Here is a 12316-nt window from a genome sequence, read left to right as displayed (position 1 = left end):
ATGTCGGTTTCCGTAACCCTTCCGGCGCTCGGTGAGAGCGTCACTGAAGGCACTGTCACCCGCTGGCTGAAGGCCGAGGGCGAGCGCGTCGAGGCCGACGAGCCGCTGCTCGAGGTCTCGACCGACAAGGTCGACACCGAGATCCCCTCCCCCGCCGCCGGCGTGCTCGCCTCCATCAAGGTCGCCGAGGACGAGACCGTCGAGGTCGGCGCCGAGCTGGCCGTCATCGACGACGGGTCCGGCGCGCCTGCCGAGGCCCCGGCCCCCGCCGCCGAGCCCGCTCCCGCCGCCGAGCCCGCCCCGGCCCCCGCGGCCGAGGCCCCGGCCGCTCCGGCCGCCGCCCCCGCCGAGGCGTCCGCCGCCCCGGCCGGCGGTGCCGCCGAGGGCACCGAGGTCACCCTGCCCGCGCTCGGCGAGTCCGTCACCGAGGGCACCGTCACCCGCTGGCTGAAGGAGGTCGGCGAGGAGGTCTCGGCCGACGAGCCCCTCCTCGAGGTCTCCACGGACAAGGTCGACACCGAGATTCCGTCGCCGGTCGCGGGCGTGCTGCTCGAGATCGTCGTCGGTGAGGACGAGACCGCCGAGGTCGGCGCCAAGCTCGCCGTCATCGGTGCGCCGGGTGCGGCGCCCGCCGCCGCTCCGGCTGCCGCCCCGGCCGCTCCCGCCGAGGCTCCGGCCGCCCCTCCGGCTCCGGCCGCCCCCGCGGCTCCCGCGGCCCCCGCCGCGCCGGCTGCTCCGGCCGCCCCCGCTGCTCCGGCCGCCCCCGCGCAGCCCGCCGCTGCCGCCCCGGCGCCGGCGCAGCCCGCGGCCCCGGCCGCTCCGGCGCAGCCCGCCGCCCCCGCCGCCCCCGCCCCGGTCACCCCGGCCGACGACGGCGCGTACGTCACCCCGCTGGTGCGCAAGCTCGCCTCGGAGAACGGCGTCGACCTGGGCTCGGTCAAGGGCAGCGGCGTCGGTGGCCGCATCCGCAAGCAGGACGTGCTCGCCGCCGCCGAGGCCGCGAAGGCCGCGGCTCCGGCTCCGGCCGCCGCCCCTGCCGCCGCTCCGGCGTCCGCGTCGAAGGCCCCGGTCATCGAGGCGTCCCCGCTGCGCGGCCAGACGGTCAAGATGACCCGCATGCGCAAGGTCATCGGCGACAACATGATGAAGGCGCTGCACGGCCAGGCGCAGCTCTCCAGCGTCGTCGAGGTCGACATCACGAAGCTGATGAAGCTCCGTGCCAAGGCCAAGGACTCCTTCGCCGCCCGTGAGGGCGTCAAGCTGTCCCCGATGCCGTTCTTCGTCAAGGCGGCGGCGCAGGCGCTGAAGGCCCACCCGGTCGTCAACGCCCGCATCAACGAGGACGAGGGCACCATCACGTACTTCGACTCGGAGAACATCGGCATCGCCGTGGACTCCGAGAAGGGTCTGATGACGCCGGTCATCAAGGGCGCCGGTGACCTGAACCTGGCCGGCATCGCCAAGGCGACCGCCGACCTGGCCAACAAGGTCCGGGCGAGCAAGATCACGCCGGACGAGCTGTCCGGTGCGACCTTCACCATCTCCAACACCGGCTCGCGCGGCGCCCTGTTCGACACGATCATCGTGCCCCCGAACCAGGTCGGCATCCTGGGCATCGGCGCCACCGTCAAGCGCCCGGTCGTCATCAACCACCCCGACCTCGGCGAGACCATCGCGGTGCGGGACATGACGTACGTGACGCTCTCCTACGACCACCGTCTGGTGGACGGCGCCGACGCCGCCCGCTACCTGACGACGGTCAAGGCCATCCTGGAGGCCGGCGAGTTCGAGGTCGAGCTCGGCCTGTAGTCGCCCGCATACGGCTGTAACACTCGTCTCATCAGCGAGTACGCCCCCGTCCGGAGGTTTCCGGGCGGGGGCGCGGCCGTATTGTCTAGAGGTCGTTGCCCTGTATTTAGGAGCCCCCATGACCGCGCCCGTCGTTCACTCGCTGCGCGAACAGATCCGCGAGCACATCGTGGAAGGCATCGTGAGCGGGCGCTGGAAGCCGGGCGAGCGGATCGTGGAGCGCCGGATCGCCGTCGAGCTTGAGGTCAGCCAGACGCCCGTGCGGGAGGCGCTGCGGGAGCTGGAGTCGCTCCGCCTGATCGAGTCCGCGCCCAACAAGGGCGTACGGGTACGGAACTTGACCGCCGCCGACCTGGAGGAGAGCTACCCCGTCCGGGCCGGTCTTGAGGCCATCGCCGCCGAACTGGCCGCCGAGCGGCTCGCCGAGGACTGCTCGGCGCTCGAACCCCATGTCGCGGCGCTGTACGAGGCCGACAGGGCCTCCGACGGCACCGGGCAGGTGCGGCACACCGTCGGCTTCCACCGCGAGCTGGTGCGTGCCGCGCACAACTCCGTGCTCCTGCACACCTGGGAGGGGCTCGGCATCGAGGTCTTCACGGCGCTGTCCATCCGGTGGCTCGGCACGGTCCAGCAGTCGTACGCGGAGGAGCACGAGGCTCTCGTCTCGGCCTTCCGTCGGCGTGACCCGGCGATCGCGGAGCTGGTGAAGGCCCATGTGCTCGGCTGCGCGCCCCGGGCCTGACGGGCGCCGGACGCGTGTCTCACGGGCGCCGGACACGTGCCTCACGGACGCCGGACCCGTGTCTCACGGGCGTCTCGGACCTGTGCCGCACGGGCGTCGGGCAGGGGCCGGACGGGCACTGTGACCATGGCCCGCTCATTCTCCGGTGCGACTGCTCATACGTCGCCCCACCTGCGTAAACCCTTCGATTTGAAGGCACTCCGTGCCCTCTGAAGCGGCACCCTGTGCCCACTTTTGTCGATCTGAGGAAGTTTTCCCTTCAAGACTTTGATCGATCATCGATCGCGGGCTTACAGTCGACGACGGGCCCTCACCAGGGTCCTCGCCCTGTCCTGCCAAAGACCAAGGGCACCCCCGACCCTTTCCGTTTAGGGACCCCGCCCGACTCGGGCACGGGCACCCCGTCCGACTCAGGAAGGCGGCGTCATGACCGACCCCCGCATCCAGCCGAGCGAGCTCGACCAGCTCCCGGACCGCGACCCGGAGGAGACCGCCGAATGGCAGGCCTCCCTGGACGCCGTGACCAAGGCGGCCGGGCCGCACCGTGCCGCGTACCTGATGCGCCGCACGCTGGAGCGCGCCGAGGGCGCGGGCCTGGCCCTGCCCAAGCTTCTTGAGACGGACTACGTCAACACCATCCCGACCTCCGCCGAGCCCGCCATCGACGGCGACGAGGCGATGGAGGCCCGCATCACCGCGTGGAACCGCTGGAACGCGGCCGCGATGGTCACCCGGGGCTCCAAGTACGGCGTCGGCGGCCACATCGCCACCTTCGCCTCGGCGGCCTGGCTCTACGAGACCGGCTTCAACCACTTCTTCCACGGCAAGGAATCCCAGAGCTCTCCCGGCTCCGGCGACCAGCTCTACATCCAGGGCCACGCCTCCCCCGGCATCTACGCCCGCGCCTTCCTCGACGGCCGCCTGAACGAGACGCAGCTCGACAACTTCCGCCAGGAGGCGGGCGGCGACGGCCTGCCGTCCTACCCGCACCCGCGGCGGCTGCCCTGGCTGTGGGAGTTCCCGACCGTGTCGATGGGCCTCGGCCCGCTCTCCGCGATCTACCAGGCCCGCTTCAACCGGTACCTCACCAACCGCGGCATCAAGGACGTCTCGTCCTCGCACGTGTGGGCGTTCCTGGGCGACGGCGAGATGGACGAGCCGGAGTCGACGGCGGCCCTCGCACTGGCCGCGCGTGAGGAGCTCGACAACCTCACCTTCGTCATCAACTGCAACCTGCAGCGCCTCGACGGCCCGGTGCGCGCCAACTTCAAGATCGTGCAGGAGCTCGAGGCCCAGTTCCGCGGCGCCGGCTGGAACGTCGTGAAGTCGCTGTGGGGCAACGCCTGGGACGAGCTGTTCGCGCTCGACACCACCGGTGCGCTGGTCCGCCGCCTCCGCGAGGTGCCGGACGCGCAGGTCCAGACGTACCAGACCCGCGACGCCGCCTACATCCGCCAGGACTTCTTCGGGTCGGACCCGGCGCTCGTCGAGATGGCGAAGCTGCTGTCCGACGACAAGATCCTGGAGTGCTTCCACCTCTCCCGCGGCGGCCACGAGCCGCGCAAGGTCTACGCCGCGTACAAGGCCGCGCTGTCCCACAAGGGCGCGCCGACCGTCATCCTGGCGCAGACCGTCAAGGGCTTCACCCTCGGTGAGGGCTTCGCGTCGAAGAACGCGAACCACCAGATGAAGAAGCTCACGACTGACGAGTTCAAGAACATGCGGGACCTTCTCGAACTCCCCATCAGCGACAGCCAGTTCGTGGACGGGGTCGTGCCCTACGGCCACCCCGGCGCGGACTCCCCCGAGGTCCGCTACCTCCAGGAGCGCCGCGCGGCCCTCGGCGGCCCGGCCCCGGCCCGCCGCACGCACGCGCTCGCGCCGCTGCCCGCCCCCGCCGACAAGGCCTTCGCGGCCTTCGACAAGGGCTCGGGCTCGCAGTCGGTGGCGACGACCATGGCGCTCGTACGGCTCGTCAAGGACCTCGTACGCGACAAGGAGACCGGCAAGCGCTGGGTGCCGATCGTCCCGGACGAGGCGCGCACCTTCGGCATGGAGTCGCTGTTCCCCTCGCTCGGCATCTACTCGCCGAAGGGCCAGACGTACGAGCCGGTCGACCGCGACCAGCTCATGTACTACAAGGAAGCCAAGAACGGCCAGATCCTCAACGAGGGCATCACCGAGGCCGGTTCCATGGCGGACTTCATCGCCGCTTCGTCGTCGTACGCGACGCACGGCGAGGCGATGATCCCCTTCTACATCTTCTACTCGATGTTCGGCTGGCAGCGGACCGCCGACCAGATGTGGCAGCTCGGCGACCAGCTCGGCCGCGGCTTCCTCATCGGCGCCACCGCCGGCCGCACGACGCTGACCGGTGAGGGTCTGCAGCACGCCGACGGCCACTCGCCGGTGATCGCCGCGACGAACCCGGCCGCCCTGTCCTACGACCCCGCGTTCGCCTACGAGATCGGCGCGATCGTCAAGGAGGGTCTGCGCCGGATGTACGGCGAGGGGGCCCCGGGCGAGGACAAGGACGTCTTCTACTACCTGACCGTCTACAACGAGCCCATGCCGCAGCCCGCGAAGCCCGCGGGTGTCGACGAGGGCATCGTGAAGGGCCTGTACCGCTTCAACACTGCGGAGACGGCCGGGCTCTCGCCCGCCGCCAACGCCGCGCGGATCCAGCTCCTCGGCTCCGGTACGGCCATCCACTGGGTGCTCGCCGCCCAGAAGATGCTCGCCGAGGAGTGGGGCGTGGCCGCCGACGTGTGGTCCGCGACCTCCTGGACCGAGCTGCGGCGCGACGCCCTGGAGGCGGACGCGGCGCTGCTGCGCGGCGAGGAGCGGGTGCCGTACGTGCGCCAGGCGCTGCAGGGTGCCGAGGGCCCCGTCCTCGCGGTCTCCGACTACATGCGCCAGGTCCCGGACCAGATCGCCCAGTGGGTCGAGCAGGACTACTCCTCGCTCGGCGCCGACGGGTTCGGCCTGTCCGACACGCGTGACGCGGCCCGCCGCCACTTCGGTGTCGACGCGGAGTCGATCGTCGTGGCCGCGCTCGCCCGCCTCGCCTCGCGCGGCGAGGTGCCTGCGGCGGCGGTGAAGGAGGCTCGGGCCAAGTACGGCCTGTAAGCCGAATACGGCCTGTGACTCGGGCCAAGTACGGCCTGTAACCGGGGGGAAGCCTCCGGCTCGGGTACGCAGGATTGCGCAGGGTGGGGCTCCGTCAGGGTGACGGGGCCCCGTTCTTGCGTGGGCGCCGCGGCAGCCGTTTCCCCGCCGCTCCGCGGCGGTTCGCCCGCCCGCCCGCTGCTGTCGGACCCCGGTCGCCCCCTGGGCTGCGCCGGTCGAGCCCCTCAGTCCCGGTGCCGGGCGCCGTCACGTGAGGGCGCGCGGCATCATGGGGGCATGCGTGCTGCCCGGCTCATCAAGATGGTGCTCCTGCTTCAGTCGCGGGCCTCCATGACCGCCGCCGAACTCGCGGAGGAGCTGGAGGTCTCGGAGCGCACCATCACGCGGGACGCGCAGGCGCTGTCGGAGGCGGGTGTGCCGGTGTACGCGGACCGGGGCCGGACGGGCGGCTACCGCCTCATCGGGGGGTACCGGACCCGCCTGACGGGGCTCGCCCGCAGCGAGGCCGAGGCCCTGTTCCTGTCCGGAGTACCGGGCGCGCTGCGCGAGATGGGCCTGGAGGACGCCGCGTCCGCAGCCCGCCTGAAGGTCTCCGCCGCTCTGCTCCCCTCTTTGCGCGACGCCTCCCAGAGCGCCGCCCAGCGCTTCCACCTGGACGCCCCGGGCTGGTTCAAGGAGACCCCGGCCCCGGCCCTGCTGCCCGCCGTCGCTGACGCCGTGTGGGACGACCGGCGCCTCATCGCCCGCTACCGCCGCCAGGACTCCGAGGTCGCCCGCGAACTGGAGCCCTACGGCCTCGTCCTGAAGGCCGGCGTCTGGTACCTGTGCGCCCGCGTCCCCGACCCCACCTCCGGCTCCGATCCCACCTCCGGCTCCGGCTCCTACCGGGTCTACCGCATCGACCGCTTCACCTCCGTCGAACCCCACGGCGAGAGCCGCTTCGTGCGCGACGAGGACTTCGACCTGCCCGGGTTCTGGGAGGAGCGTGCCGCCCAGTTCGCCCGCGCCATCCTGCGCGACCAAGCCGTCCTGCGCCTGTCCCCCGACGGCGCCCGGCAGCTCCCCTACGTCACCAACCGCGCCGCTGCCCACGAGGCCCTGGCGGACGCCGAACCCGACGAGCGGGGCTGGGTCACCATCACCCTGCCCGTCGAGTCCACCGTGGTCGCCTACTCACAACTCCTCACGCTGGGCCCGGAGGCCGAGGTCCTCGGGCCGCCGGAGCTGCGGGACCGCCTCGCCGCGACGGCGACCCGCATGGCCGCCCTCTACCGCTAGCCGCCCCGCCGAGGGCTCCCCTCCCCGCCGCCCGCTCTAGCGGTAGCCGGTCACATCCGCCTCCTCGCTCTCCTGGTCCACCTCCGTGATGTACCGCCACGCGTCCGGGGCGGAACCGTCCACGTCCGTGAAGCCGTACTCCTTGGCGAGGCCGCCGCTGGACAGGGACGCGCCGTTCCACCGCGCCACGTCGGGGTCGGTGGCGAGGGCGACCAGGGCCCGGCCCACGAACGTCGGTGTCTCGGAGATCGCGAAGTGCGGGTTCTGCTTCGTGCCCGCCATCCAGTCGTCCTCGGTGACCTTGAAGTACGTGTCGAGCATCGCCTCCGAGCGCAGCCAGCCCGGCGTCAGGCACAGCGCCGTGCAGCCGTACTCCTCCACCTCCTCCGCGAGCGCACGGGCCATGCGCAGCGGGGCCGCCTTCGCCAGGTCGTAGTAGAACGGCTTGCGGTAGCGCTGGTTGTACTCCTCGGTGCCGTCGGTCACCTCGACGACGAGGCCGCCGGCGTTGCGGATCAGGAGCGGCAGTGCGAAGCGGCTGGTGACGATGTGCGTCTCCATGCCCAGGCGGAGGATCCTGAGGCCCTTCTCCAGGTCGTGCTCCCACATCTTCTTGTCCCCCTCGACATGCACGTCACCTCCCCAGATGTCGTTGACCAGGATGTCGAGGCGGCCCTGCTCCCGCTCGATCCGCTCGACCAGGGAACGCACCTGCTCGGGGTCGAGGTGGTCCGTCGGCACCGCGATGCCCGTGCCACCCGTGCCCGCCTCGGTGCCCGCAGCGCTGACCAGTTCCGCCGTGCCCTCGATGGTCTCCTGGGTCCGGCCGACCTCGCTCGTGTGCTGCCGTGTCGTCCGCCCCGTCACGTACACGGTCGCTCCCGCACGGCCCAGCTCCACCGCCATGGCCCGCCCTGCCCCCCGCGTGGCCCCCGCCACCAGCGCGATCTTCCCGGTCAGGTTCCGGTCCTTGCCCGTCGTCCCGGTCCCCTCGGATTCCGGCTTCGTCACTGCGCTCTCCGCTCCGCTCGCCCGGTGTGCCGACTGCTGTGTGTTCTCCATGGACGGAGCCTCGCAGCGAAAGCCGACATCTCCTGTCGGTCTTTCCACGGGCATGTGCACACATAACGACACAGCCGCATTCCGGCGCACTCCGCGTGCGCCCCCACCGCCCAGGACCGATGCTTGACCCGTGATGGACGAGACGGAGTTCTGGGAGATCGTGGACAGCACCCGCGAGGCCGCCGAGGGCGACCCCGAGGACCAGGCCGAGCTGGTCATCGACAAGCTCCTCGAGTACGACCCGGACGCCGTCCTGGACTTCGCGCGGCACTTCGAGGCCCGCTACAACCGCGCCTATCGCTGGGATCTGTGGGGCGCCGCCTGGATCGTTCTCGACGGGGCGAGCGACGATGCCTTCGACTACTTCCGGTGCTGGCTGATCGGGCAGGGCCGGGAGGTCTTCGAGGGCGCCGTGCACGACCCGGACTCGCTGGCGGAACTCCTCGACGACTTCGACGACGAGATCGACGGCGACGGCGAGGAGCTGGGCTACGCCGCCGACGAGGCCTACGAGCGGATGACCGGCGTGGTCGCCCCCGACCTCGGCATCGCGCCCGCCCCTCCGGAGCCGGAGGGCTCCCCGATCGACTTCGAGGACGACCGCGCGCTCGCCGAGCGCTACCCGAAGCTGTGGGAGCGGTTCGCGGCACGCTGACGCCGGGCCTGGCGCGCCTGCGTGGACACCGTCCCCCGCAGGCCGTCCCCCGGCGGCCCGTGCGGCCCGCCGCCTCGTCCGAGGGCTCAGAAGTGCGTGCCCCCGTCCACCCGTATCTCCGTGCCCGTGATGAACCCGCCGTCCTCGGACGCGAGCATCGCGACGACGGACGCGACCGTCTCGGGGGCCGCGAAGCCCTGACCGAGCGCCGGGGTCAGCTTCACGAACAGGCTCAGGTCCGCGTCCTCGGGCAGGCCGGGGCCGCGGCTCTGCCCGCTGGCGCCGCTGCCGTCGGTCATGCCGCTGGAGATGGAGCCGGGCTGGACGGCGGTGAAGCGGATGCCCCGCTTCGCGTACTCGCTCGCCAGGGCGTGGGTCATGGACTGGATGCCGCCCTTGCTGGCCGCGTACGCCGCCATGTACGGATGGGCGAACGCCGCCGACGTGGAGCTGAAGTTGACCACGGCCGCGTCCTCGCCTTCGAGGAGTGCCGGGACGGCCTCGCGGATCATCAGGAACGTGCCGGTCAGATTGATCCTGAGCACCTGCTCGAAGGATTCGAGGCTGGTCTCGTGCGTGTGCGAGGACCGCAGCACGCCCGCCGCGTTCACCAGCACGTCCAGGCCGCCGAGCGCGGAGACGGCGGCGGCCACGCCCGCGCGCACCGATGACTCGTCCGCCACGTCGACCACGAGCGTCGTCAGCCGGACCGCGTCGGCGCCCGCCTTCTGCTCGGTGTCCTTCAGGCCCGCCTCGCTGACGTCGGCGGCCACCACTCTGCCGCCCTCCGCGAGCAGGCGAAGCACGGTGGCCTGGCCGATGCCCGAGCCGCCGCCGGTGACGAGGGCGCGGCGGTCCGCGTAACGCGTCAGGTTCATGGGTCTCTCCGATCAGCCTCGGACAGCCGGACCCGCTGCGGGTCCGGCACGGTCCAACTGATTTCAATGTACGCCCTCATGGCACGTTTTGCCATAGCGTCATTTTGTGAATTCCGGCGGTGTCCCGCGTAGGCTTCGAACGTGAGCACCCAACCGCCGCAGCCCACGCGAGCGCCGCAGCCGACCCGCCCCTCGCTGACCGAGCGCCGCAAGGCGGCCACGCAGCTCGACATCGCCCGCGCCGCCGCCGAACTCTTCGCCGAGCGCGGCCCGGACGGCACCACCGCCGAGGAGATCGCGCACCGTGCGGGCGTGGCGCTGCGCACCTTCTACCGCTACTTCCGCAACAAGCAGGACGCGGTCGCGCCGCTCCTCGCCGGGGGCGCCGCCCAGTGGCGGGCCCGCCTCGCGGACCTGGACGCCGCCGTGCCGACCGCGCTCGAACGCTCCATCGCCGAGGCCCTCACCCCCACGGACGCCCGGACCGACGAGGCCCTGGAGTGGACCCGCGGCCTGCTCCGCGCCGCTCAGGACGACCCGGCCCTGCGCGCGGTCTGGTACCGGGTGAACCAGGAGTCCGAGGAGCAGCTGGTCCCCGTGCTGGCCCGGCTCGTGGGCGAGGGTGCCGACGGGCTCGAGGTGCGGCTCGCCGCCGCGGCGGCCACCGACGCCATCCGGATCGCCATGGAGACCTGGGCCGCCACGGACGACCCGCCGCGCGGCCCCGGCTCCCCCGCGGAACTGGCGGTCCGCTGCCTGCGCGAACTGACGGGCGGCCTCCGGCTCCTGGAGAAGTGAGGCGGACGGCTGCCGGAGGCTCGCTCCCGCCTCTCCGCACCCCGGCCCCTTCCTCTACGCCCCGGCCACGGCCCTCTCCTCCCCCACCCCTCCCTTCTACGCCCCACCACAGCCCTCTCCTCCCCTCTACGCCCCTGCCGCAGCCCTCTCCCCCGCCCCCTCCTCCAGCACCACGAACACCAACAGCGCCACGTCGTCCCGTACCCCACCGGAGAAACGGACCAGATCCCTCCAGATCGCGTCCGTGAAGGCGGCCGGGTCGTGCCGCTGCGCCTCGAAGAACGCGGGCAGCCGCTCCACCAGCGGATAGAAGGCCCCGGACGTGTCCCGCGCCTCGGTCACGCCGTCCGTGACGGTCACCAGCCAGTCGCCGGGTTCGAGGCCGACGACGACCGGCTCGGGCGGCACGACCCCAGCGATCCCGAGGCCGAGGGGCGGTCCCGGCGTGACGTCGAGTTCGGTGACCGCGCCGTCGCGCAGCAGCAGGGGCGGCGGGTGACCGCAGGAGACCAGGCGCAGTTCTCCGGCCGTGGCGCCGAACTCCAGGAGGACGGCGGTGGCGAAGAGCTCGCCGGGCTCACCGTGTTCGGCGTCCTCGGAGTCGATGACGAGGCGCCGGTCGAGGCGGGCGGCGACACCCTCCAGGTCGCCCTGGTCGAGCACCGCCTCCCGGAAGGCCCCGAGCAGCGCCGCGACGGTCCCGACGGCCGCGAGCCCGTGCCCCTGCACGTCGCCGACCAGGGCCCGCACTCCGCAGGGCCCCCTGCGTACGTCGAAGAGGTCACCGCCGACCAGGGTGCCGCGCTGCGCCGCCCGGTACAGGCCCGCGCAGCGCACCGGGCCCACGCGTTCCGGCAGCGGCGGAAGGACCGCGAACTGGGCCGCCTCGGCGACCGTGCGGACGGTGACGAGCTGGGCGTCGCGGCGGCTGCGCACCCAGGAGAAGAGCACGCTGAGCACCGCCACGAAGGCGACGGTCGCGGCGTCGCTCGTCCCTGGGTGCCCCAGGTCGAAGTGCGGCAGGGAGAGCAGCAGCAGGACGATGCCGCCCAGGAGCGCGGTGGCCGCGGGCCCGTAGGCGAGGGCGGCGAGCGGCGGCACGGCGGCGAGCAGGAAGCTGAGGTCCAGCGTCCTGGGGGTCACGAGCTGGACGACGCACGTCAGGACCAGGAGCACCGGCGCGGGCCAGCGCGCCCAAGGAGGCGTCGGCGCGCCACGGGGCCAGCCCGCGTCCCGGGCGCTGCGCCGCCTGGCCGCAGCCCTGATCATCGACGCTCCTTCCCGCGGGCCCGAGGACGTGCCCACGCCCGCGCAGGACGCGTCCTCGCGCGGCCCGCGTGTCCACGCTCGGCGGAGGACGTGTCCACGCTCCTACGCGCGCGTGGTGGGCGCACGCCGGGCCGGGCCGTCAGGTGTGGCGGACCGGGCGCTCCGGGAGGCCGGCCGCCCGGGTCGGGGCGGCCCGGTGTCAGAGCGAGCGGCCCATCAGGACGTCGTCCACGTACCGGCCGTCCAGGAGGAACTCGCCGGGCAGCACGCCCTCGGTCACGAACTTCTCGGACTCGTAGAGCGCGCGCGCCGCCGTGTTGTGCCCGAGCACGCGCAGCGTGATGCGGCGCGCGCCCTGGCGGCGCGCCTCCGCCACCACGGCCTGGAGCAGCGCGCGCCCCACGCCCTTGCCGCGCGCCTCCTCGGCGACAACGAATCCCAGGATCTGGCGCACGTGCGCGTTCACGGCGAGCGGGGTGGGGAACCCGAGCCTGATGTAGCCGACGACGTGCCCGTCGAGTTCGGCGACCAAGTGGTCGCGGGGGCCGAAGCGTTCGGAGAAGAACGGCTCGTAGGGAGGCTGCGGACGTGGCTGCACGGAGTGCACCGTGGACCAGTTCGCGCGGTCCATGCGGGCCAGGGCGGCGTCGTCGTCGGCCCGCGCGGTGCGTATGTACGACTGCTGCATGAGCGCCA

The 12316-nt window shown here is 72.6% G+C and carries 10 protein-coding genes; 6 read left to right on the top strand and 4 right to left on the bottom strand.

The features are described from left to right. From sucB to QUY26_RS29200, 4 genes are all read left to right on the top strand, one after another. Positions 1-1809: a 2-oxoglutarate dehydrogenase, E2 component, dihydrolipoamide succinyltransferase gene (gene sucB / locus QUY26_RS29215; RefSeq protein WP_289951782.1), complete on the top strand. Its 1809-nt coding sequence runs from the start codon at positions 1-3 to the stop codon at positions 1807-1809. A 118-nt stretch (positions 1810-1927) separates the two neighbouring features. Continuing rightward, on the top strand, positions 1928-2551 hold the full coding sequence (locus tag QUY26_RS29210; protein ID WP_289951781.1) for a GntR family transcriptional regulator: 624 nt from the start codon (positions 1928-1930) through the stop codon (positions 2549-2551). Positions 2552-2977: 426 nt separating this feature from the next. Continuing rightward, the gene (aceE, locus tag QUY26_RS29205) at positions 2978-5680 is read left to right on the top strand and encodes a pyruvate dehydrogenase (acetyl-transferring), homodimeric type (protein ID WP_289951779.1); all 2703 of its coding nucleotides are present in this window, start codon (positions 2978-2980) and stop codon (positions 5678-5680) included. Between the two features lie 276 nt (positions 5681-5956). Continuing rightward, on the top strand, positions 5957-6958 hold the full coding sequence (locus tag QUY26_RS29200; RefSeq protein WP_289951777.1) for a helix-turn-helix transcriptional regulator: 1002 nt from the start codon (positions 5957-5959) through the stop codon (positions 6956-6958). A gap of 36 nt (positions 6959-6994) precedes the next feature. Here the strand turns inward: QUY26_RS29200 and QUY26_RS29195 are convergent, their stop codons facing one another. After that, on the bottom strand, positions 6995-7969 hold the full coding sequence (locus QUY26_RS29195; protein WP_289951775.1) for an SDR family oxidoreductase: 975 nt from the start codon (positions 7967-7969) through the stop codon (positions 6995-6997). Positions 7970-8153: 184 nt separating this feature from the next. On the opposite strand from QUY26_RS29195, the gene QUY26_RS29190 reads away from it, so the two are divergent. Further along, positions 8154-8675: a DUF4240 domain-containing protein gene (locus tag QUY26_RS29190; protein ID WP_289956155.1), complete on the top strand. Its 522-nt coding sequence runs from the start codon at positions 8154-8156 to the stop codon at positions 8673-8675. Between the two features lie 86 nt (positions 8676-8761). Here QUY26_RS29190 and QUY26_RS29185 read toward each other — a convergent pair whose 3' ends face one another. Continuing rightward, positions 8762-9553 carry an SDR family NAD(P)-dependent oxidoreductase gene (locus QUY26_RS29185; protein WP_289951773.1) on the bottom strand — a complete coding sequence of 264 codons (792 nt, stop codon included), beginning with the start codon at positions 9551-9553 and terminating at the stop codon, positions 8762-8764. 141 nt (positions 9554-9694) lie between these two features. On the opposite strand from QUY26_RS29185, the gene QUY26_RS29180 reads away from it, so the two are divergent. Next, on the top strand, positions 9695-10351 hold the full coding sequence (locus QUY26_RS29180; RefSeq protein ID WP_289951771.1) for a TetR/AcrR family transcriptional regulator: 657 nt from the start codon (positions 9695-9697) through the stop codon (positions 10349-10351). Positions 10352-10477: 126 nt separating this feature from the next. On the opposite strand, the gene QUY26_RS29175 is transcribed toward QUY26_RS29180, so the two are convergent. Both QUY26_RS29175 and QUY26_RS29170 read right to left on the bottom strand, forming a co-directional pair. Beyond that, positions 10478-11620: a PP2C family protein-serine/threonine phosphatase gene (locus QUY26_RS29175; protein ID WP_289951769.1), complete on the bottom strand. Its 1143-nt coding sequence runs from the start codon at positions 11618-11620 to the stop codon at positions 10478-10480. Between the two features lie 199 nt (positions 11621-11819). Beyond that, complete coding sequence (locus QUY26_RS29170; protein WP_289956154.1) at positions 11820-12308, bottom strand: GNAT family N-acetyltransferase; 489 nt, start codon at positions 12306-12308, stop codon at positions 11820-11822. Positions 12309-12316 lie beyond the last annotated feature (8 nt).

It is taken from the genome of Streptomyces flavofungini (assembly GCF_030388665.1).
Taxonomy (GTDB): domain Bacteria; phylum Actinomycetota; class Actinomycetes; order Streptomycetales; family Streptomycetaceae; genus Streptomyces; species Streptomyces flavofungini_A.
Note: the sequence above shows the minus strand (reverse complement) of the source record. Positions and strands in the feature narration are given on the sequence as shown.

What these genes read in the sequence shown, in the direction of transcription:
- sucB (WP_289951782.1), top strand. Translation starts at nt 1, where the DNA reads ATGTCGGTTTCCGTAACCCTTCCGGCGCTCGGTGAGAGCGTCACTGAA.
- QUY26_RS29200 (WP_289951777.1), top strand. Translation starts at nt 5,957, where the DNA reads ATGCGTGCTGCCCGGCTCATCAAGATGGTGCTCCTGCTTCAGTCGCGG.
- QUY26_RS29170 (WP_289956154.1), bottom strand. Translation starts at nt 12,308, where the DNA reads ATGCAGCAGTCGTACATACGCACCGCGCGGGCCGACGACGACGCCGCC.
- aceE (WP_289951779.1), top strand. Translation starts at nt 2,978, where the DNA reads ATGACCGACCCCCGCATCCAGCCGAGCGAGCTCGACCAGCTCCCGGAC.
- QUY26_RS29190 (WP_289956155.1), top strand. Translation starts at nt 8,154, where the DNA reads ATGGACGAGACGGAGTTCTGGGAGATCGTGGACAGCACCCGCGAGGCC.
- QUY26_RS29210 (WP_289951781.1), top strand. Translation starts at nt 1,928, where the DNA reads ATGACCGCGCCCGTCGTTCACTCGCTGCGCGAACAGATCCGCGAGCAC.
- QUY26_RS29185 (WP_289951773.1), bottom strand. Translation starts at nt 9,553, where the DNA reads ATGAACCTGACGCGTTACGCGGACCGCCGCGCCCTCGTCACCGGCGGC.
- QUY26_RS29175 (WP_289951769.1), bottom strand. Translation starts at nt 11,620, where the DNA reads ATGATCAGGGCTGCGGCCAGGCGGCGCAGCGCCCGGGACGCGGGCTGG.